Source organism: Nonomuraea sp. CA-141351 (genome assembly GCF_050944675.1).
In the GTDB taxonomy this organism is placed as follows: Bacteria; Actinomycetota; Actinomycetes; order Streptosporangiales; family Streptosporangiaceae; genus Nonomuraea.
Map to the genome: position 1 here is coordinate 7,134,919 of NZ_CP191982.1, position 21,444 is coordinate 7,156,362.

16 protein-coding genes and 1 pseudogene are annotated in these 21,444 nt (G+C 70.2%); 6 read left to right on the top strand and 11 right to left on the bottom strand.

What is annotated here, in order from left to right; all coding sequences use genetic code 11:
* Positions 1-65: 65 nt before the first annotated feature.
* The gene (locus ACQPWU_RS33760) at positions 66-416 is read right to left on the bottom strand and encodes a DUF1801 domain-containing protein (protein ID WP_433428996.1); all 351 of its coding nucleotides are present in this window, start codon (positions 414-416) and stop codon (positions 66-68) included.
* Positions 417-593: 177 nt separating this feature from the next.
* Here ACQPWU_RS33760 and ACQPWU_RS33765 point away from each other — a divergent pair.
* From ACQPWU_RS33765 to ACQPWU_RS33775, 3 genes and pseudogenes are all read left to right on the top strand, one after another.
* Positions 594-962 (top strand): annotated as a pseudogene (locus ACQPWU_RS33765) (NADPH-dependent FMN reductase); the annotation flags it as partial.
* A gap of 136 nt (positions 963-1,098) precedes the next feature.
* Entirely contained in the window at positions 1,099-4,347 is a 3,249-nt protein-coding gene (locus tag ACQPWU_RS33770) for a BTAD domain-containing putative transcriptional regulator (protein ID WP_433428998.1), read from the top strand.
* Positions 4,348-4,737: 390 nt separating this feature from the next.
* Positions 4,738-5,898 (top strand): molybdopterin-dependent oxidoreductase, encoded by a 1,161-nt coding sequence (locus ACQPWU_RS33775; RefSeq protein ID WP_433429001.1) that lies wholly within the window; start codon positions 4,738-4,740, stop codon positions 5,896-5,898.
* Positions 5,899-5,963: 65 nt separating this feature from the next.
* Here ACQPWU_RS33775 and ACQPWU_RS33780 read toward each other — a convergent pair whose 3' ends face one another.
* Positions 5,964-7,478 carry a DUF7405 family protein gene (locus tag ACQPWU_RS33780; protein ID WP_433429003.1) on the bottom strand — a complete coding sequence of 505 codons (1,515 nt, stop codon included), beginning with the start codon at positions 7,476-7,478 and terminating at the stop codon, positions 5,964-5,966.
* Positions 7,479-8,259: 781 nt separating this feature from the next.
* Here ACQPWU_RS33780 and ACQPWU_RS33785 point away from each other — a divergent pair.
* Positions 8,260-8,592: a TetR-like C-terminal domain-containing protein gene (locus ACQPWU_RS33785; RefSeq protein WP_433429006.1), complete on the top strand. Its 333-nt coding sequence runs from the start codon at positions 8,260-8,262 to the stop codon at positions 8,590-8,592.
* 87 nt (positions 8,593-8,679) lie between these two features.
* On the opposite strand, the gene ACQPWU_RS33790 is transcribed toward ACQPWU_RS33785, so the two are convergent.
* Together ACQPWU_RS33790 and ACQPWU_RS33795 are read right to left on the bottom strand one after the other, a co-directional pair.
* Positions 8,680-9,690, bottom strand: a complete 1,011-nt coding sequence (locus ACQPWU_RS33790) for a zinc-binding dehydrogenase (protein WP_433429009.1) — start codon at positions 9,688-9,690, stop codon at positions 8,680-8,682.
* Positions 9,687-10,040, bottom strand: a complete 354-nt coding sequence (locus ACQPWU_RS33795; RefSeq protein WP_433429012.1) for a hypothetical protein — start codon at positions 10,038-10,040, stop codon at positions 9,687-9,689. The genes ACQPWU_RS33790 and ACQPWU_RS33795 overlap by 4 nt, the downstream gene beginning before the upstream one ends.
* Before the next feature lie 49 nt (positions 10,041-10,089).
* Between ACQPWU_RS33795 and ACQPWU_RS33800 the strand changes: the two genes are divergently transcribed.
* Positions 10,090-10,722, top strand: coding sequence for a TetR/AcrR family transcriptional regulator (locus ACQPWU_RS33800; protein ID WP_433429015.1), 633 nt, complete (start codon positions 10,090-10,092; stop codon positions 10,720-10,722).
* Positions 10,723-11,060: 338 nt separating this feature from the next.
* Positions 11,061-12,350 carry an FAD-binding oxidoreductase gene (locus ACQPWU_RS33805; protein ID WP_433429018.1) on the top strand — a complete coding sequence of 430 codons (1,290 nt, stop codon included), beginning with the start codon at positions 11,061-11,063 and terminating at the stop codon, positions 12,348-12,350.
* Here the strand turns inward: ACQPWU_RS33805 and ACQPWU_RS33810 are convergent.
* From ACQPWU_RS33810 to ACQPWU_RS33840, 7 genes are read right to left on the bottom strand one after another with little or no spacing between them, the layout of a single operon-like run.
* A complete protein-coding gene (locus tag ACQPWU_RS33810; RefSeq protein WP_433429020.1) occupies positions 12,340-13,707 on the bottom strand; it encodes an LLM class flavin-dependent oxidoreductase in 1,368 nt (455 codons plus the stop codon). The genes ACQPWU_RS33805 and ACQPWU_RS33810 overlap by 11 nt on opposite strands.
* Positions 13,704-14,879 (bottom strand): SfnB family sulfur acquisition oxidoreductase, encoded by a 1,176-nt coding sequence (locus ACQPWU_RS33815; protein WP_433429022.1) that lies wholly within the window; start codon positions 14,877-14,879, stop codon positions 13,704-13,706. Before ACQPWU_RS33815 ends, ACQPWU_RS33810 begins: the two co-directional genes overlap by 4 nt.
* A complete protein-coding gene (locus ACQPWU_RS33820) occupies positions 14,867-16,450 on the bottom strand; it encodes a dipeptide ABC transporter ATP-binding protein (protein ID WP_433429024.1) in 1,584 nt (527 codons plus the stop codon). Before ACQPWU_RS33820 ends, ACQPWU_RS33815 begins: the two co-directional genes overlap by 13 nt.
* On the bottom strand, positions 16,444-17,256 hold the full coding sequence (locus ACQPWU_RS33825) for an ABC transporter permease (protein WP_433429027.1): 813 nt from the start codon (positions 17,254-17,256) through the stop codon (positions 16,444-16,446). The genes ACQPWU_RS33820 and ACQPWU_RS33825 overlap by 7 nt, the downstream gene beginning before the upstream one ends.
* On the bottom strand, positions 17,253-18,182 hold the full coding sequence (locus ACQPWU_RS33830; protein WP_433429029.1) for an ABC transporter permease: 930 nt from the start codon (positions 18,180-18,182) through the stop codon (positions 17,253-17,255). The genes ACQPWU_RS33825 and ACQPWU_RS33830 overlap by 4 nt, the downstream gene beginning before the upstream one ends.
* Positions 18,179-19,798, bottom strand: a complete 1,620-nt coding sequence (locus ACQPWU_RS33835) for an ABC transporter substrate-binding protein (RefSeq protein WP_433429032.1) — start codon at positions 19,796-19,798, stop codon at positions 18,179-18,181. Before ACQPWU_RS33835 ends, ACQPWU_RS33830 begins: the two co-directional genes overlap by 4 nt.
* The gene (locus tag ACQPWU_RS33840; RefSeq protein WP_433429034.1) at positions 19,795-21,432 is read right to left on the bottom strand and encodes an ABC transporter substrate-binding protein; all 1,638 of its coding nucleotides are present in this window, start codon (positions 21,430-21,432) and stop codon (positions 19,795-19,797) included. Before ACQPWU_RS33840 ends, ACQPWU_RS33835 begins: the two co-directional genes overlap by 4 nt.
* Positions 21,433-21,444: the final 12 nt, after the last annotated feature.

A 21,444-nucleotide genomic window follows, 5' to 3' on the forward strand; every position in this document is an offset into this window, starting at 1 on the left:
TTCCGGCCGGCACCTTCTCCGCTGCAGCGGCCGATCCTCCGGACAGCCTCCACCTGAGCGAAGAGCTACTCCTGATCGAGCGCGACAGCCTGCCGGATGTAGTCACGCAATGCGTCATGGTCGAGGGCGTCCGGGCTCTTGAGCTTGACGTGCCTGGTGGTCTTCCCCACGCCTTCCAGCAGGCCGTGGTCGTCGTCGAACTCCGCGCCTCGAGCGAACGCGAACGTGATGTGCGTCTTGCTGTGACTGATGATCGCAAGGATGGCGCGACCCTTCCACGCCGGGGATCCGCGGCTGATCACCTCGGATGCGTCGGACGCGCCCTCGGCCATGAGCTCTCGCAGGATACGGACGATGTCCTGGTGCTGTGGCGGCAGCTTGGTCCGGACGAACTCATCTACGTGGGCGCTGGACATGGGACGACCTCCTCGGCTACGGGCGCTTCAAGACGCCGCCCATGATGCGAGGTGGTCTTTACGGTTCGCTTACGCCCACCCCGGCATCCCAGTCCACTGGCGGGCGAGAAGGCGTAAACAAACCGAAGGCGCCTTCGCGCAGGGTTGAGCACGACACGAACCCGAGGGAGGCCCGAGATGCCGGACAGCACACCGCTGCGGCTGGTGACCATCATCGGCAGCACCCGCCGCAGGCGGTTCGGCCCCACCGCGGCATCCTGGTTCATCGCCCAGGCCCGCAAGCGCCGGGAGCTGGACATCGATCTCGTCGACCTGGCCACCGCCCGTCTGCCCGACGTCCTCACCGACCAGGACGAGCCCGTCCCTGAGCCGGTACGGGCGCTGGCTCCGAGGCTGGCCGCCGCCGACGCGTTCGTGGTGGTCACACCGGAGTACAACCGGAGCTTTCCCGCTCCGCTCAAGACCGCCATCGACTGGTTCTACGAGGAGTGGCAGGCCAAGCCCGTCGCCTTCGTCTCCTACGGGAGGGAATCGGGCGGCCTGCGCGTTCCACCACATCGGCGCGCTCGTCGCCAAGGCCCTCGGCCCGCGCTGACCGGCGTGCGGGCCCACAGCCCTCGCTCAGGGCCGCAGGGTCCGCGAGCCGGCGAAATTGTCGCCGGCTCCCGTTATGGTGGCGGTCATGCGCTTCGGGGTCCTGGGGCCGCTCGCGGTGTGGCGGGACGACGGCGGCACCGTCGCGGTGCCCGGGCTGAAGGTCCGGGCCCTGCTGGCGGCCCTGCTGGTGCACCACGGGCGGCCGGTGCCCGCCGACCTGCTCATCGATCACTTGTGGGGCGACGATCCGCCGGGCAACGCGCCGGGCGCGTTGTCGGCGAAGGCCTCCTACCTACGCCGGGCGCTGGAGGACGCCGAACCGGGCGGGCGGGCGCTCGTCGTGTCCCCGCCGCCGGGCTACCTGCTCCGCGTCGACGCCGGCACGGTGGACGCCCACCGGTTCGAGAGCCTCACCGCCAAGGCGCGTGAGACGGACGACCCACGGGCCAAGGCCGAGCTGCTGTCCGGGGCGCTGGCCCTTTGGCGGGGCCCGGCCTACATCGACTTCGCCGACGAGGCGTTCGCCCGCACCACGATCGCGCGCCTGGAGGAGCAGCGCCTCACCGCCATGGAGGACCTGGCCGAGGCCCGGCTCGCGCTCGGCATGCACGCCGCGGTCGCCGGTGAGCTCGGCGAGTTGCTGGCCCGCCACCCGCTGAGGGAGCGGCCACGCGCCCTGCACATGCTCGCCCTCTACCGGGCCGGGCGACAGGGCGAGGCATTGAGCAGCTACGAGGAGTCCCGCGCCCACCTGGCCGAGGAGCTCGGCGTGGACCCAGGTCCCGCCCTGGCCGGGCTGCACCGGTCGATCCTGGCTCATGACCCAGGGCTTCACGCGCCGCTCGGTCCCGCGCCGGCGACCAACCTGCCCAACGCCATCACCGGCCTGATCGGCCGCGACGACGCGCTCGCCGAGGTGCGCGCGCTCCTGCGACAACACCGGCTGGTGACGCTCACCGGCTCGGGCGGGGTGGGCAAGACCCGGCTCTCGATCGACGTCGCCGTTCCGATGGCCGAGACGTTGGCCGACGGCGCATGGCTCGTCGAGCTGGGCGCGTTGCGGCCCGGTCTGCCCGATGCGATGGGATCACTCACCGACCTGGTGATGGCGGCCCTCGACATCCACGACGGCGGCGCCGGACCGCAGGAGGCTCCCGCCGACCGGCTCGCCCGGGCCCTGCGCGCCAGGCGGCTGCTGCTGGTGCTGGACAACTGCGAGCACGTGATCGAGCCGGTCGCGGAGCTCACCGGCCTCCTGCTGCGCGCCGTGCCCGGACTGCGTGTCCTGGCGACCAGCCGGGAGCCGCTCGGCCTGGCAGGTGAGGTGGTGTGGCCCGTGCCGGCGCTGGAGGTGCCCGGCCCCGGCGACGGCACCGATCCGGCGACGTTGGCGCGGTTCAGCGCGGTACGGCTCTTCGTGACGCGTACGGCCGCCGCAGCGCACGGGTTCGCCCTCACGCCCGACAACGCGGAGGCCGTCGCGGTGCTGTGCCGCAGGCTGGATGGCATCCCCCTGGCATTGGAGCTGGCCGCCACCCGCGTGCGCACGCTGGGGATGCACGGCCTGCTCGCCAGGCTCGACGACCGGTTCCGGCTGCTGACGACAGGACACCGAGGTGCTCCGCCACGACAGCAGACGCTCATGGCGATGATCGACTGGAGCTGGCAGCTGCTCACCGCACCCGAGCGCGCAGTGCTGCGCCGCCTGGCCGTCCACGCCGACGGGTGCACCCTGGAGGCCGCCCAGGCGGTCTGCGCCGCCGGCAGCGTCGGGCCCGACGAGGTGCTCGACATCCTGGCGCGCCTCGTGGACCGGTCGCTCGTGGTCATGTCCGACCGCCGCGACGACGATCCCCGCTACCGGCTGCTGGAGTCGGTGGCCGTCTACTGCACCGAACGCATGCACGAGGCCGGGGAGCTCCAGCAGATCAGGCGGCGCCACCGCACCCACTACACCCAGCTGGCAGAGCGGGCCGAACCTCACCTCTACGGCCCCGATCAGCGGTGCTGGCTGCAGCGGCTGGACGCCGAGGCGGCAAACCTGCACGACGCGCTCGACGACGCGGCCCGGCAGGGCGAGGCCGATCTCGCGCTGCGCCTGGCCAACGCGCTCACCTGGCACTGGTTCCTGCGCGGCCGGCTGACCGACGCGCGCCGCTCGCTCCGGACGGCGCTGGACGCCCGGGGTGAGGCGCCCCCGGCCGCCCGTGCCAGGGCCATGGCCTGGCACACCGGCATCTCGTTCCTGCTGGGCGACACCGCCGGCTGGCCGGCCCGTCACGAGGCGGTACTGAACGCGTACCAAGGGGTGGCGGACGAGGTGGGGCGGGCCAGGGCCGAGTGGTTCCTCGCGTTCGCCGAGATCGACCTCGGCGATGTGGCCGCCACCGGGGAGTTGATCGACCGGGCTCTGACCACGTTCCGCGCAGTGGACGATCAGTGGGGGGTGGCGGCCGCGCTCAGCCTGCGGGCCAAACACGCACACGTCCAGAGCGACTCAGGCGCGCTCGAGCGTGACGGCGCGCAGAGCGCGGCGCTGTTCCGCCGGCTCGGTGACAGGTGGGGCCTGCTGCAGGCCACCGAGTGGCTCGGCGCCCACGCCGTTCTGATCGGCGACTACGAGCAGGCGACCCACCTGCACCGCGACGGGCTGCGCATGGCCGGAGAGCTCGGGCTCTGGCCCGAGTTCTCCGGGCGCCTGTCCTGGCTGGGCTGGATCGCCATGGAATGCGGCGACTACCCGTCGGCGCGTGAGCACTGCGAGCGGGGGCTTCGGCTCGCCACAGAGCAGGGCTCTCCCCTCGGCGCCGTGTTCGCGGAGATGGGGCTCGCCTTCGCGGCTCGCCGGGAGGGCGACCTGGCCGCGGCCGAGGCCCACCTGCTGAACCTCATGGACGCCGCCCGGCACCACACCGGACCGGGACGCCCTCTGTACGCACCGAGCGTCCTTGTCGAACTCGGCTATGTCGAGGAACTGCGCGGCAACCCCGCGGGAGCCATGGCCCGGCACATGGAGGCCTTCGCCATCGCGCGGGACCTGAGCGCGGGTGCGGACCTCGCGCAGGCCCTGTCCGGTCTCGCCGGCGCCTGCGCGCTCGACGGCCACTCCCATGAGGCCGCCCAACTGCTCGGGGCAGCCGCGGCGGCCCGCGAGTCGATCCCGAAGGCGGTCACGCCTGCCGAACAGGGCGACCTGGACAGGATCGCCCTCTCGACCCGTTCCACGCTCGGGGAGGAGGCGTATGCCGCGGCGTTCGCCCACGGCAGCATGCTCGGTCCCGACGAGGCCCGCGCCCTCCTCGATCGACCCGGACGATTCGTGACGGCTCGATAGGGCTCGCCAGTCCCGGCGTCGGCTGAAGGTCATCTGCGATGGCCAGGACGAGCCGGCGAAGGGGTGGCCCTGCTGACCGTGGTCAGCGGTGCCGGCACGTCAAGAAAAATCGATGTCGGGGCGTCCTGGAGCGGGGAATATTGCGGGGAAATGTGGCGAGAGGACCCTAAATTTCCGAATGCTGCATTCGAGTGTGGAAGGGGACTCATGAGGGCGCGCCGAGAAGACCATGACGAAGCCGATGCTCACCGCTCTGAGGGGACGCCGTCAGAGGAGTGCTCACGACGGAGCTTCCTGGCATACTCGGCAGCGGGCGCCGCAGTGCCGTTCCTCGCGGAGCCCGCAACAGCCCACGCGGCTGTGGAGGCGCCCGCGAGGACGAATTTCGTCGTGCAGGCGACGCCGTCGTGGAACTTCGTCCACCGCGAGAACGGCTCGGAGGAGATGAAATGGGGCCCGGCCGGGCAGGCTCCCCTGTCGGGCGAACCCGTCGAGTTCGGGGAATTCGTTCCCAACGATCGGATGTACATCCACAACAGGGCCCGCCCGCCGCAGCTCGACCGCCGGACATGGCGGCTCAGGCTCACCGGCGACGCGCTCAGGCGCCCCCGCTCGTTCACCTACGACGAGCTGCTGGCGATGCCGGCCGTGACCCTGAAGCGCACGATCGACTGCGGCGCCAACTGCGCCGCCTTCTTCCCCAAACTGCCGCCCGGCGGCACCGACAACCGCTGGCTTCCCGTCGGCTACACCCAGTGGCACTTCGGCGCGGTGGGCGCGGCCGAATGGACGGGAGTGCGGGCCAAGGACGTGCTGGCCGCCGCCGGAGCAGAATCGCCGATGGACGTGAAGTTCACCGGACTGGACGTCATCGTCAATCACAGCTTCCCCGGCGGCACGACCCGTTACTCCCAGGTCGCCGCCGCCGACAAGGTGCTCAAGGACGACACTCTGCTGGCATACCGCATGAACGGGTCCGAGCTGCCGGTCGACCACGGCTACCCCCTGCGCCTAATCCTTTCTGGATGGGCCGCCGTCACCTACATCAAATGGCTGGGTGAGATCGAGGTGTCGAAGCACCGCATTACGCCGACCGGGCTGCAGACCAGGCATGTGCTCGTCGGCCCTGCCTATCCCCAGCCGGTCCCCTTGAGCGTCGGCCCGGTCCGCAGCGCCATCGAGCACGACCCGGAGATCACACTCCATCCCGGCAACATCACCCTGCGCGGGCGGGCGTGGTCGGGGGCAGGCGCCATCGAGCGCGTCGATGTCTCCGTGGAGAAGCTGGTCGCTCCCGGGCGCTGGGCCACCGAGATGCCCTGGCGTCAGGCGAAGCTGCTGAGCGCGGCCGAGCCCTACATGTGGGTGCGGTTCGAGGCGCCCTGGCCCGGGGTCAAACCGGGGCAGTACCGCGTGATGTCGCGCGCGAAGGACAAGGCCGGTCGTGTCCAGCCCCGCCCGGAGGATGTCGTGTGGAACCAGCACGGGCTCGGCTACAACGGCCACTACCCGCTGGATGTGATCGTCGTTCCGGACAGTGACATGCCATGACTGGCCCAAGCTCGCATACGCCCAGATCAGTCCGCGAATCGCAGTTTTCCATCCCCTAGGTCTGGTCAGGCCAGGAACTCGGCAAGTGGAAAGGACCGGTGGGAGCGGGGCGGGATCAGGAAGTTCTGCCGATGCGTCGTGTGCACGACAGAGTTCAAGCCGGCTCCCGGGGAGCGCGGAGAGAAAGGGGCACGCTTGCCGCCGGGAAACTCGCCGTCCATGGCGAGGCGCACGCGATTGAAGGTCTCGGTGGTCGGAGCGAAGAGCAAGAAATGCAGTCCGGCAGCCTCCTGTCTGCTGTAGTGGTCTCCGACGGGATCCGAAGTGTAGTGGAACGGATTGTCGACCGTGGAGAAGTCCCCGCGGTTGGTGATGGCCGTGTTCACGGGATAGACATGACCGTAGTTGCTGGTCATTTCCCTCTGCAGACGATTCACGGGCTGCATACTTCCGTTGTGCCCGTAGGAGTGATATTTCTGCACGTCGCGAAGGACGTCGGCCTCATTTTGCTCGGGTGGATCCGCCGTGACCGTCCCCGGCGGGAACGAAACTCCTGGGCGGAACATCGCGTGGGTCCGGTCATCGAATTTCGGAAACGTTTTTGAGTACCAGGCGACGAGGTCTTCGAACAGGTGCGACAGGGGCATGATGGTCCCGTGCTTGAAGTATCCATCGGGCCATTGGTCGGTCCAGCCAGGAAACGTCTCGAGGTTGGAAACCGGGATGGAGCTCTCCGCGTCCCTGAGTGTGGTGGTGAATCCGAGGAAGATCGGCGCCTGCCGAGGAATCAACTTCGCGCCGGGAATGCCGCCCTTGATCGCCAGCTTGCTCGCCAGTCCTTGCCGCCCGGTGTGCGCGCCGCCGGTGAAGCCTCGGCGAATGCTGGTCACCCTGAACAGGTTGCCCGCTTGATTGCCTCCCGTTCCGAACAGGGCGTTCGTGGCGGCCATGATATGGGCGAGTGAGTCGCTGCGCAGGAGTACCGCCACGTCATTCTGCTCCAGGCGAACCGGCCCGAAGCCGGGAGGCGGCTCATCACTCGGAAATGTCCTGGACTCCTGCAGCGCATAGACGGTCCGACCGCGCTCCTTCGAGGTGATCAAGTCCACCGGCAAATATGCCGGGTACGACGTGCCGGCGTCGAAATAGCCCGACCCCTTCTCGAGCCTGGGGATGTAATGCTCGAAATAAGGAAGTCCCCAGGCCACCGTGATGGTCACTCCGCCCGGGGCGGGCGGGAACTGCTGTTCCAGGCGTTGCAGCACTCCTTCCAGGTGCCGCTGCGCCTCCTGCAAAGGCTTCGCCTTTCCCGGCACGTTGAGCTTCGCCGTGATGACATGAGCGTGGAAGGGCGGGATCGCGACTTGCATCGTGCCCTTACTGCTGGCGATTCCGGAGCCGTCGTCCATGATGACGCGCGGCTGCGGGATGGCATATTGTTCCGGCGGCAAGGGCAGGCGGGTCGGCGCCGCCGGCCGTTCGGGCGCCCTGATCAGCGCGTCGACGAGCTCGTAGATTCCCGCAGAAGCCAGGGCCGCGGCGAGTGTTCCCCCGGCAAGCAAGTGCCGTCTGCTCGGCATCCCATAATTCTGCGCCCCAGACGAGTCACTTCCGTCACTTCCTGCCATGTCGGCGTTGTACCACCTCATCGGCCAATCAAACGTTTTCGTTCCGTCGCAGCTTGAGGCGAACGCCCGAAATATCAGTATTCGCGAAGATTAAGCGTAATGAGATCCGATGCATTTGTTTGCAGGCGTGCGCCTAATGGCCGGCCGCGGATCAGCCTCCACTGACAATGGTGATTCCCTGCACAAACTAAGGCGGCCCTGGATCACGTCGGAGATTCGTGCAGAGTTGTCCCGGCTTCCGGAGGCAAGGGGCGGTGATCGCGGTAGCCCGAACGACGGAACACACTGTTTTCGAAGCGTGTCATGGCGCGGATCCGGGCGCCTCGGGTGGCGAGGACGTACAGGCCGCTCCCGTGCCGGACGCCGGGAGGGGCACGCAGGTAGGCGCCGAACGCCGGCTGACCGTTGGCTCGCGTCGGCACGAGGTCGAACCTGCGGCCCGAAGCCGAACAGGTCGGCGCAGAAACGAGCCACAACGTCTCGGCGTTGGTGTTCGAGGGGCAGCGGCGGCATGGACATGAAGACGTCGTCGGTCAGCAGGGCCGCCAGCCTGTCGATGTCGGCAGCCTCGTACGCGCTGACAAACGCGGCATGCGGGCGTCTCGCACGCCGCGCCCGCCCACCACTTCGGCGACAAGGCGGGGCTGTTGACGGCCGTGGCCGCCGAGGGGTTCGAGCTGTTCGCCGGCAGTGTGGAACGCGCGGCCGGGGACGTGGCGGTGGGGTGGCGTACGTGCGCTTCGCCATCGACCACAGGCCCTACTTTGAAGTGATGTTCCGTCCGGTGCTGTATCGCGCGGATGATCGCGGCATGCGATCCGCACGTGAACGTGTCGCCCATGTGCTAGTCACCAGCGCCCGCAGACTGTCGCCGAGTCCGGCGCAGGACCGGCTGACCACGATCGCCGCATGGTCGCTCGCCCACCGTTTCGCCGGCTTGTGGCTCAGCGGCTCTCTGCCCGAAAATGCCCAGGGCGATCCGGAAGCGATTGCCCGCTCGCTCATCCAGCTTGTCTTCGGCCCGATGGACACGAACGCAAGCCGGCGCGGGCCAGGTACAGCTTGAGCAGTGTGACCGTGAAGACGACTGGGCCTGGTGGGTGGTCCTGCCATCGGCCTGTGTGCATCTGCTCGGCTGGTTACCTGGTACTGCTCAGACGACGGACACCACGACCATCCCGGCGTACTCGCCGCGCAGCAGGGACAGCAGCGCGCCCGGCGCGGCCTCCAGTCCGGGCACGACCACCTGCGGCACCTCGATGCGCCCGGCGCGCAGCCAGCCGCCGAAGTCCTCCGACCATGCTGCGTGCAGGTCGCGATGATCGGCCACATGGAAGCCGGCCATCGTGAGCCTCTTGCCGATCATCTCGGCGGGGTCCACCGGAACTGCGGCGCTCGTGTCGCCGAGCTGATCCTTCAGCGCCCCGCACAAGGCGAATCGGGCTCCGGGCCGAGCTAGCTCGAGCGCCGCGGCGAGTTGCTCGCCGCCGACGTTGTCGAAGTACACGTCGATGCCGTCGGGGGCGGCCTCGCGCAACCTGTCGACGACGGGGGAATCGTGGTGGTCGAACGCGGCGTCGTAGCCGAGCCTGCCCGTCAGCAGTTCGAGCTTGGCCGGGGAGCCGGCGCTGCCGATGACCCGGCCTGCTTCCTTCAGCCGCGCGATCTGGCCGGCCATGGTGCCCACCGCGCCGGCGGCGCCGGAGACGAACACGATGTCACCTGGGCGCATCCTGGCCACCCGGATCAGCCCGGCGTACGCGGTCAGCCCCTGGTTGAGATGGAGGATCGGATCGGGCAGCGCGTCGGGAGGCACCCGGCGAAAGCGCGCAGCGGACTCGACGACGTAGTCGCGCCAGCCGTAGTGGTGCAGGACCAGATCGCCGGCGCGAAGGTTGCACTTGGCGGCCCGCCCGGCGTCGACCACCTCCCCGAGCGCGGAGCCGAACAGGGCGTGGCCAGGTCGGTAGGTGCCCAGCGGCATGCCGATGTCGGCGCCGGACATCAGCGTGCGCATGACGGCGGCGAGCGCGAAGTACCGGTTACGTACCAGCACCTGATCGTCGCCCAGGGCTGAGAGAGAGGTCTCCACCAGGCGGAAGTCCGAAAGGCGGGGCTTGCCTTCGGGGTGGCGGACAAGGTGGATCTCTCTGCTGATCATCATTGCTCCTTCGGTTGGGTACGAGCCGGGACGGTGCCGCCACGGGGTGGCAGGAGAGCGCCCAGGGTGCCCGCGTCCGTGATGAGCAGGGCAGGCAAGCCGGCCAGGGTCATCACCCGTCCCATGCGCTCGGATCCGGCGGCCCTGGCCAGGATGGTCTGCGCGACCGGCATCAGCAGCGCCCCGGCCGCGCCCTGCACCACCCGGAAGGTGATCAGACTGCCCGCGTCCCAGGCCGCTGCGCACAGGCCCGATCCGGCCGTGAACAGGCCCACACCCAGCACGAGAACCAGGCCCAGCTTGAACAGGTCCGGGTCGATGCGCCCCTGCCGCGTTGTCGGTCGATTGGACATGCCGCAGAAGCTAGGCCACTACCTGAGGCAGATGTGTAACACTTAACGGGTGAGCTCCGCGACTCGCCCACCGGCCCCGACTCCGTCCCCACCACGGCGCCGGGGAACGCGCAGCGACGCCCGCGCCAACGACGCACTGATCCTGTCCACCGCCGCCCGGGTGCTGGCCGAGGATCCGAACGCCACCATGCAGCGCATCGCCGACGAGGCGGGGCTGGTGCGCATGACCGTCTACCGCCGCTTCCGCAACCGTCAGTCCCTGCGCCTGGCCATCTTCGAGACCGCCGCCGCTGAAGCCCAGCAGGTCATCACCAACGCCCTGGAAAGCGACCTCGACCCGGTTGCCGCCCTGCGCGCGCTCATCATCGAGATGGCCGCGATCATCCAGCGCTACCCGGTGCTCGCCGTCAGCTCCGAATGGCAGCCCTTGCCCACCGACTCCCACCGCCCGTCACCGCCCCCGGCCTCCCGGCGCATGCACCAAGCCGTCTTCGCCCTGGTCAAGCGCGGCCAGCAGGAAGGGCTGCTCCGCCACGACCTCCCACCCGAGCTGCTCCCGCAAGCCATCACCGGCACCCTGCACGTCGTCACCAGATTCGCCCGTACCCTGCGCACCGACCCCGCCACCATCGGGCCCCAGGTAGCCGACCTGCTGCTGGATGGCTTCGCGGCACACTCATGACCCGCTCCAGCACGGTCTCCCCCGGTAGCTGACCGCGACGATCTCTACACCGTGGCTTCGGGAGTTCCGGGCGACGTCGCGCCACGTCCCGTCGTGCGACGTCTCACCGCACCGGCGCGGTGCGGAGGTGACGACGCGCGGCACGTACGACGTGGCGACTACTCCCCATGAGTTCGTACGACCGGTGGCGTAGCGGAGAAGGCGACGGCGGGCGGATTTTGTCAGACCCCGCTGCCAGGATCCTGAGGACTTAAGGGCGGCGGTAAGGCGACGGGAACGAAGCCGTAAGCGCCCTCCAGCACAGTGGTCGCAGATCACCGGAGAGAAGGGCCGAGAAGATGAGCCAGCCGTACATCGTCCAGGACGAGATCACGCTTCCCGGGTTCGCCGGGGCCGTGCACCTGCCGGGCGAGGCCCGATACGACGAGCTTCGCCGCTCGCTCAACCCGCGAGTGGACTCGCGCCCGGCCGTGGTGGCCGAGGCGCACAGCGTGCGGGATCTGCGGACCGCCCTGCTGGCGGCCAGGCGGCACGGGGTGCCGTTCGCGGTGCAGGCGACCGGGCACGGCACGCACGCCGCGTGCGACGGCGGCGTCCTCGTCAGGACGTCCGCCATGGCGTCGGTGTTAGTGGACCCGGACCGGCGGATCGCCCGCGTCGGGCCCGGCGCGCTGTGGGGCGAGGTGATCGCCGCCGCCGCGCCGTTCGGGCTGGCGCCGCTGTCCGGGTCGTCGCCGTCCGTCGGCGTCACCGGATACACGCTCGGCGGCGGGCTCGGGTGGCTGGCGCGCAAGCACGGGTTCGCGTCCGACAGCGTGGTGCGGGCCGAGGTGCTCCTGGCGGACGGCCGGCACGTCGTGGCGAGCGCCGGCAGCCACCCTGAGCTGTTCTGGGCGTTGCGCGGGGGCGGCGGCGGGTTCGGCGTCGTCACCTCGCTGGAGTTCCGCCTCTACCCCGTGGAGAAGGTGTACTCGGGGTTCGCGTACTTCCCCATCGAGGCGGCCGGCGAGACGCTGAACGCGTACCGGAGCTGGATCGAGCACGCTCCCGACGAGATCAGCACGGCGGTCGTGCTCAAGCGGATGCCCGGCGACGCGCCCGAGCCGGTTCGGGGCAGGCACGTCGTCATGGTCAAGGTGGTGCACGCGGGCGACGCGGCGGAGGCCAGGCAACTGCTGACGCCGCTGTGGAAGGCGGCGGGCCCGGCGCTGCTGGACGAGACGCGCCCCAGCACGTACGCGGCCACGTCCATGGGCGGCACACCCAACCGGCACATGGACATGTTCGAGAGTGTGCCCGACGAGGTGATCGGCACTCTGGTGCGGGCCGCGGACCACGCGCAGACCGTGGAGATCCGCCACTGGGGCGGCGCGATGGGCCGCCCGGGTCCGGACGCCGGGCCCGTCAGCCACCGCGCCACCAAGCTGTCGGTCATCGTGGACACGCCGGTGCCGGGGCTGCCCGAGGCGCTGCGCCCGTACGCCAATGGGGGCACGTTCCTGAACTTCCTGGCCGACACGTCGAGGACGGCGGCCGCGTACACGGCGCCCGACTATCGGCGGCTGCGCGACGCCAAGCGGGCCTTCGACCCCGACGGCTTCTTCCGTGTCGGTCACGTCACCCGCTGAGCGAGCGGTACGCCGCTCCCGGATGGGTGGGCGGGAGGCGGTGGATGCCGGGGCCGAGCAGCCGCTCGCGGAGGGTCGAGTCGGTGTACTCCATGCGGTAGCGGCCCCTGCGCTGCAGCTCGGGGACCACCAGCTCGATGAAGTCCTCCGCCGTCCCCGGCGACAGGTACTGCATCAGGTTGAAGCCCGCAGCGCCCGTCTCGTCCGCCCAGCGCTCGATCTCGTCGGCCACCCGCTCCGGCGGGCCCGCCACGAAGAACGGCCCCTGCCCGATCCGGCCGACCGACTCCAGCACATCGCGCACCCGAAGCCCTCGCCCCACCAGGGGCCGGATGGCGCGCTCGGTGAAATCGCCGGGGCGGGCCACGATGTCGTCGATCAGCTCCTCCGGGTCGTACGCCGCCAGGTCGATGCCGCTCCCCCGCTGGGCCAGGAAACCCTCCGCCCTGATGTGCCCCTGCAGATCCGCGACCTTGGCATCCGCCTCCTCCTGGGTCCTGCCCACGATGACCGACGCTCCCGGGAAGACCTTCACGAGGTCGGGGTCGCGCCCGTGCGCGACGGCCCGGCGCCGCAGGTCGGCGATCTCCTCGCGCAGCGCCTCCAGGGAGAGCGCGCCGGTGAAGACGGCTTCGGCGTGCCGGGCCGCGAAGTCCTTGCCGCGCTCGGAGTTGCCCGCCTGGTAGATGACCGGCGTACGCTGCGGCGATGGCTCCGACAGGTGCGGGCCCGCGACCCTGAAGTGCTTGCCCACGTGGTCGATGGCGTGCACCTTGGCCGGGTCGGTGTAGACGTGGCGCTCCCGGTCGCGCACCACGGCTCCGTCCTCCCAGCTGCCCTCCCACAGCTTGTAGAGCACCTCCAGGTACTCCTCGGCGATCTCGTACCGAAGGTCGTGCTCGATCTCGTCGTCGAGCCCGAAGTTGCGGGCGGCGCTGCGGAGGTAGGAGGTGACGACGTTCCACGCCACCCGTCCCTTGGTGAGGTGGTCGAGGGTGGACATGCGGCGGGCGTGCGCGAACGGCGGCTCGTAGGTGGTGGAGAACGTCACCGCGAACCCCAGGTGCTTCGTCACCGCCGCCATCGCGGGCACGACGAGCAGCGGGTCGTTGGCCGGGATCTGCACGGCCTCGCGGATGGCGGTCTCGGGGCCGCCCTGGTAGCGGTCGTACGCGCCGACCACGTCCGCGAGGAAGACCGCGTCGAACAGGCCGCGTTCGAGGAGCTTCGCAAGGTCCGTCCAGTAGTCCAGGTCGGTGTAGCGATGGCGGTTGTTGGCGGGGTGCGTCCAGAGGCCGTGCTGGATGTGGCCGACGCAGTTCATCTCGAACAGGTTGAAATGGATGATCCGGCTCATCGGGGGAAGCTCCTCGGGGCGATGCCGTTGAGGTGGAAGTCGCCGACGTCGTGCACCTTCAGCCGGCGCGGGTCGTGGACGGTGTGCGTGCGGGCGTTGCGCCAGTGCCGGTCGAGATTGAGCCGGCGCAGGGCGGCGCCGGCTCCGGCCAGCTCGAACCACTCGCTGGTCACCCGCAGCGCGGCCCGGTCGGCCTGAGCGCGGGCCGCGGCCATCGCTACGGCGGCCTCGTCCGCCAGGGCGGTCTCGTGCGGGTTCGCGCGGGCCCGGTCGATGGCGTCGCCCGCGCTCTCCAGCAGCGCCCGCGCGGCGCGGGTCAGGACGGCGAGTTCGCCGAAACGCTGGACGACCACCGGGTCCTCGACCACCTTGGCAGTCTCGTTGCCCGGCCAGCCGCCCTTGGTGTAGCCGCGCAGAAAGGCGGCGGCGTCGGCGAGCGCGCCCTCGGCGATGCCGGTGTCGATGGCGGCGTGGATGAGCAGGCCGAAGCTGCGGAACGTGCTGACGCCGTCCCTGCGGCCGGGCATCACCCGGTCGGCGGGCACGTACACGTCCTCCAGCAGGACCGTGCCGCTGGCGGTGGTGCGCTGTCCGATGCCGTCCCAGTCGTCCACGATCGCCACGCCCGGGGTGTCGCGCGTGACGAACGCGGTGTGGTGCAGGTCGTCGTCGTCCAGCGCGATCACGGGGATCCAGTGGGCGAACAGCGCACCGGTGGAGTAGATCTTGCGGCCGGAGATCAGGTAGCCGCCGTCGGCCGGTCGCAGCCTGGCGCGCTCGCGGGTTCCGTCGCTGCCGCGGGCGTCCACGGCGGCGTTGCCCAGGCGGCGGCCCCGCAGCACCTCGCGGTAGAAGAACGCCTGCTGCTCCGGGGTGCCGTGCTCCCTGATGGAGTCGACGTACCAGAAGTGGTTCTGCGGGATCTGCCCGATGCTGCCGTCCGCGGCGGACAGTTCCCTGACGACGGCGCCGAGCGTCCTGGTGCGCACGCCCGCGCCGCCGTGCTCGTCGGGCACGGTGATGGCGAGCAGACCGCTCTGCGACAGCGCCTCGATCTCGGCCACCGGCAGGATGCGCTCGGAGTCCCGCCGCGCGGCGCCCTTCGCGAAGTCGCCGGCGAGCTCGCGGGCGATCTCGATCGCCTCCTCGTCGGTCTTGATCACACGTGCCATGTCACTGAAATCCTTGGAATGGCCGCCACCAGTTCCTTGGTGTACGGGTGCTCGGGCGTGTGGAAGACGTCCTCGACGGGCCCCTCCTCGACCACCTGGCCGTCCTTCATCACCAGGACCCGGTCGCACAGGTGGTGGACCACGCCCAGGTCGTGCGAAATGAACAGGTACGCCACCCCGGTCTCCCGCTGCACGTCCTCCAGCAGGTCCAGCACCTGCGCCTGGACGGACACGTCGAGCGCGGACACGGGCTCGTCGCACACGATCACGGCGGGCTCAGGGGCCAGCGCTCGTGCGATGGCCACGCGCTGCCGCTGGCCACCGGAGAGCTGGAGCGGGCGGCGGGCGAGGTGCTCAGGGCCGAGGCCGACGAGCTCGAGCAGCTCGACGGAGCGGTCGCGGCGGCGCTCGCGCGGCACGCCCGCCACGGCCAGCGCCTCGGCCAGCACCTTGGCGACCGTGTAGCGGGGGTCGAAGGCGGCCAGGGTGTCCTGGTAGACCGTCTGGATATCCCGGCGCAGGCGGCGCCGGGCGGCCCGATCGAGGCCGGCCCACTTCTGGCCGTGCACCTCGACGGTGCCGGTGTCCGGCTCGGTCAGCCCGAGCGCGATCCTTGCCGTGGTGGTCTTACCCGACCCGGACTCCCCCACGACCCCGACCGTCTCGGCCGCCCGCAGCGTGAACGACACCTCCCGCACGGCGGCCCGCCCGCCGAACGACTTGCCGACGCCGTCGGCGCGTACCACGACCTCGCCGGGAGAACGGCGGGGCGGAGCGGGCGACGTGCCGGACAGGCGGGTGCCCTTGGTGTGCTCGGCGGGGATGGCGCGCAGCAGCCGCTTCGTGTACTCGTGCTCCGGCGCGCCGAGCACCCGCCGCGTGGGCCCCTGCTCGACGATGACCCCGTCCTTCATCACCGCCACCCGATCGGCCAGCCGGGCCACCACCGCCAGGTCGTGACTGATCACCAGCAGCGACCTGTCCTGGCTCTTGAGCCCCGCCAGCAGGTCGAGCACCTGCGCCTGGATCGTGACATCCAGCGCGGTGGTGGGCTCGTCGGCGATGACCAACTCGGGCTCGGCCGCGATGGCGGTGGCGATCAGGGCGCGCTGCCTGAGCCCACCGGACAGCTCGTGCGGGAGCTGAGCCGCGCGCAGCTCCGGCTCGGGCACGCCGACCGAGGCGAGCAGCTCGGTCACGCGGGCGCGGCGGGCGGCACCGGCCAGGTCGGTGTGCGCGGCCAGGACCTCCGCTATCTCCTTGCCGACCGGCCGCAGCGGGTCGAGGGATACCAGGGCGTCCTGGAGCACGAAGCCGATCCTGCCTCCGCGCACGCGCCGCCAGCCGCGCTCGCGCAGCTTGGTAAGGTCCTGCCCGTCGAAGGCCAGCTCTCCGGCGCTGACGCGGGCGCCGTCTCCGGTGAGCCCGACGAGCGTGCGGGCTGTGACACTCTTGCCCGAGCCGGACTCGCCGACCAGGGCCAGGCATTCACCGCGCCCGATCTCGAACGAGACCCCGCGCACGACCTCGGCCTGGCCGAACGCCACCCGCAGGTTCTCCACCTTCACCACGAGGTCCTCCCCTCCGATCGCAATCTGAGCGCGCGGCCGACGACCGTCACGCTGATGACCGTGAGCGTGATCGCCGCGCCCGGGAACACGCCGTACCACCAGGCGCGCGAGATGAAGTTGCGAGCGGTGGACAACATCGAGCCCCACTCGGGCTCGGGCGGCGGGGTGCCGAGCCCGAGGAAGCTCAGCGCGGAGCCGGCCACGAGCGCGGTGCCGACGCCGATGGTGGCCAGGATGAGCACGGGTTTGACGGCGTTCGGCAGGACGTGCCGGAGCACCACGCGCAGCCCGGACAGGCCGAGGGCGTGCGCCGCCTCCACGTAGCTCGACGAGCGGATGGCCAGTGTCTGGGCGCGGACGAGCCGGGCGTAGGACGGGATGTTGGCCACGCCGATGGCGAGCATCGCGTTGGCCGTCCCGCCACCGGCCACGGTGATGACGACCAGGGCCAGCAGCAGTTCGGGGAAGGCCAGGCCGATGTCGGACAGGCGCATGATGACGTTCTCGATGATCCGGTTGCCCAGCCCGGCGGCCAGGCCGAGCAGGCCTCCGAAGACGAGCGCGATGGCGATGGCGCCGAAGCCGAGCAGTAGCGACGTGCGGGTGCCGTGCACGATACGGGCCAGCACGTCCCGGCCGTTCTCATCGGTGCCGAGCAGGTGGGCCGCGCTGGGCGGGCGCAACGTCTGCGCGCTGTCCACGGACAGGGGGTCCTGGCCGGAGAACAGGCTGGGCGCGACGGCGGCCAGCACCAGCAGCACGAGCACGGCGGCGGCGAGCCAGACGCCGGGTCGGAAGCGCTTCACCGGTTTCCCTTCAGCCGGGGGTCGACGACCGCGTAGAGCAGGTCGACCACGAGGTTGACCAGCACGTACACCAGGGCTGACAGCAGCACGACGCCGAGCACGACCGGCAGGTCCTTGGCGTTGACCGCGGAGATCAGCAGGCGGCCGATGCCCTGCCGGGTGAACAGCGTCTCGGTGATGACCGCGCCGCCGAGCAGCGCGCCCACCGTGTAGCCGGTCATCGTGACGAGCGGCAGCAGGGCGTGCCTGAGCGCGTGCCGCACCCGTACGGCCGTGTCGGCCAGGCCGCGGCTGCGGGCCGAGACGATGAATGGCTCGTCCAGCACCTCTTCGAGTGCCTCGCGCAGAACGTGGCCGAGCACGCCCGCGATCGGCAGCGCCAGCGCGAGCGCCGGCAGCACGAGCGAGGCGAACCCGTGGCTGCCGGTCGCGGGAAACAGCCGCAGCCCGAACGAGAACACGGTCAGCAGCACGATCCCCAGCCAGAACACCGGCGTCGAGGCCACGAGCAGCTCCGACACCGAGGCGAGGCCCCGGATCCAGCGCCGCCGCCTGGCGGTGGCCAGCGCGACCACGACGGCCAGCACGAGTCCGGTGACGGCGGCGGCCAGCGCCAGCTCGACGGTGGCCCAGGCCTGTTCGCCGATGGCCTGGGTGACCGGCGTGTGCAGGCGGTAGGAGGTGCCGAAGTCGCCGCGCACGATGCGCCACAGGTGGGCGGCGTACTGCTCATACCAGGGGCGGTCGAGCCCGTACTCGGCGGTGACCTGGGCGAGCACCTCGGGCGTCGGGGCGGCGCCCTCACCGCCGACGATGGACTCCGCGGGGTCGCCGGGGGTGAAGTGCACCACTAGGAAGCTCAGCGTCGCCGCGCCCCACAGCACGCCGGCCCCGGCCAGGAGCCGCCACGCGATGAACCTGATCATCGGTCCAGCCAGGTGTCGTAGAAGTACGGCGACGGGTAGGCCGGGGTGAAGGTCAGGTCGTGCACCTTCTTCTGGTACGACACCGGCCGCGGGTCGTCGTAGTACGGGATCGCCGGGGCGAGCTCGACCAGCCTGGCCTGCGCCTGGTCGTACAGCGTGGCCGGGTTCCGATCCGATCGGGCCTTCTCCAGCAGTTCGTCGATCTTGTCGTCGCGCAGGCGGGCGACGTTCTGTCCGCGCCGCTTGTCGGTGGTGATGTTCTTGGAGGAGTACTGGATCCACAGCACGTCGGCCGTGTTGGTCGCCCACAGGCCCGAGGTCAGGTCGTAGTCGCCCTTCAGCAGGCGGTCGGTGATCTCCTGCTCGGGCGGCGTCTGCATCTGGATGTCGATGCCGGCCTTCTTGGCCGCGGCCTGGGTCTGGACGGCGATCTGCATGCGCTGGGCCGGGAAGTTCGCGGCGATCGGGAAGTACGCGGTCAGCCGCTTGCCGTCCTTGGTGCGGATGCCGTCCTTGTCCTTGCCGGTCCAGCCCGCCTCGTCCAGCAGCTTGGCGGCCTTCGCCGGGTCGTAGGCGATCGGGACCCCGGCCGCGTACCCCGGTGTGGAGGAGGTGAGGAAGCCCTTGGCGACCTGGTACTGGCCGAACGAGATGCCCTTGATGATCGACTGGCGGTCCACGGCGGCCAGCAGTGCCTGGCGCACCTTGACGTCGTCGAACGGCGGGCGCGAGGTGTTCAGCCAGAACGCCATCGGGTGCCCGGGCCGGACGGCGCTCAGGAAGCCCAGGTCGGGGTTGGCCTTGACCTCGTCCACGTTCTGCGGCGGGGTGAAGTCGATGGCATCCACCTCGCCGGAGGCCAGCGCGTTGTAGCGGGTGGCGTCCTCGGTGAGGAAGCGGATCTCCAGCCGGTCCAGATACGCGGGGCCGGAGTGCTTGGCGCTCTTCGGGCCCCAGTTGTAGTCCGGGTTGCGGCGGTAGGTGATGCTCTGGCCCTTGGTCCACTTCTCGAAGATGAACGGGCCCGACCCGATCGGGTGCTCGCAGATGCTCTGCGGGGACTCCTTGATCTGCTTCGGGGAGATCATGCCGAGGTAACCCTGGGCGAGGATGTCCAGGAACGGCTTGTACGGCGACGACAGGTGGACCTCGAGCGTGTAGTCGTCGACGACTTCGGCGTCCTTGTAGGGCGCGATGTACGAGGCGGCCAGCGGCGACTTGGTCGCCGGGTCCTTCATGTGCTCGAAGTTGGCCTTGAGCGCCTCGGCGTTCCAGACGGCTCCATCATGAAATTTCACCCCATGGCGGAGCTTGAAGGTGTACGTCAGGCCGTCAGGCGAGATCTCCCAGCTGTCGGCCAGCCACGGCTGGATCTTCCCGCCGGCGTCGAACCACACCAGCGAGTCGGCCACCGGCACCGTCGAGACGGGGCCGTCGGAGCTGGAGTTGCCGTGCGGGTCGAGGCAGGGCGGCTCCTGCCCGTTCTCGCCGAGCACCAGCGTGCCGCCGCGCCTGGGCCCGCCGTCGCCCTCGGCTCCGGAGGCGGCGCCCGTGCCGCACCCGGAGAGCAGGCCGGAGAACAGGACTGCCAGGAGGAGGGGCAGGGTCTTCTTCATGGTGCGCTCACCCAGGTGTCGTGGAAGGTGATGGCGCCGTACGCGTTGTCCCAGGCCAGGCCGTGCACCCTCTTCTGCGAGGAGACCAGGCTGGGCCGGTTGTAGAGCGGGACGGCGGGCGCCAGGTCGATCAGCCGGGCCTGCGCCTGACCGTAGAGCTCGGCGCGCCTGGCGCCGTCGGTGGCCGCGCGGGCCTGATCGAGGAGCTTGTCGATCTGGGGGTCGGCGAGCCTGGTGGTGTTCTGGCCGCGCCGCTTGTCTGTGGTGATGTTCTTGGAGGAGTACTGGATCCACAGCACGTCGGCCGTGTTCGTGGTCCAGATGCCGACCGACACGTCGAAGTCGCCGCGGGCGGCGCGGTCGGAGGCGATCGGCGCGGTGACGTTCTCGATCTTGATCTCGATGCCGGCCTTGGCGGCGGCGGCCTGGGTCTGGACGAGGATCTGGGTGTTCTGCGGGTTGACGCCGCTGTCCAGGGCGACCGCGGTCAGCCGCTTGCCGTCCTTGGTGCGGATGCCGTCCTTGTCCTTGCCGGTCCAGCCCGCCTCATCGAGCAGCTCGGCGGCCTTGGCCGGGTCGTAGCCGATCTGGCCGCTTTCGGCGTGGTCGGGGGTCGAGGGGGTGACGAAGCCGGTCGCGAGCTTCCACTGGCCGAACGAGACACTGTCGATGATCGCCTTGCGGTCCACGGCCAGTGTGAGCGCCTGGCGTACCCGCTGGTCGCCGAAGGGGGCGCGGCCGGTGTTCAGCCAGACGGAGAACGGGTGCCCGGGGCGGTCGATCGTGGTGAAGTTCAGGTCCTGGTTCGCCTTGACGTCCTGGACGTTGGAGGGCGGGGTGTTGTCGATGACGTCCACCTCGCCGGAGAGCAGGGCGTTGTAGCGGGTGGCGTCCTCGGCCAGGAACCGGATCTCCAGCCCGTCCAGGTACGCGGCCCCCATGTGCTGTCCAGGCGGCCCCCAGGCGTAATCCGGATTCTTCCGGTACGTGATGCTCTGACCCTTCGTCCACTTCTCGAACACGAACGGCCCCGAGCCGACGGGGTGCTCGCACGTGCTCCCCGGGTCCTCCTTGAGCTGCTTCGGCGAGATCATCGCCAGGTACGACTGGGCCAGCACGTTGAGGAAGGCCGAGTACGGCGAGGACAGACGTACCTCAAGCGTGTGCTCGTCCTTCACCTCGCTCTCCTTGTAGGGCGCTATGTATCCGGCGGCCAGCGGCGACTTGGTCGCCGGGTCCCGCATGTGCTCCAGGTTGAGCTTGAGCGCCTCGGCGTTCCACGGCGCGCCGTCATGGAACTTCACGCCGTCGCGCAGCGTGAAGGTGTAGGTCAGGCCGTCGTCCGAGACCTTCCACGCCGACGCCAGCCAGGGCTTGAGCGTGCCGTCCTTGTCCTGCCACAGCAGCGAGTCGAAGATCGGCCGGTCGACCACCGTGGTGTTGGTGGTGGAGAGCTGGTGCGGGTCGAGGCAGGCCGGCTCGTCACCGTTCTCGCCGAGCACGAGCCGGCCACCCGCCTTGGGAGCGGAGTCCGTCGCGGGGGCGCTGCCGCCGCCGGAGGCGCCCGAGCCGCACGCGGTCAGCAGCGACGCGAGCAGAGCCGTGGCCAGCAGCGGTTTCCATCTGGAGAGCATGAGGTTCCTCAC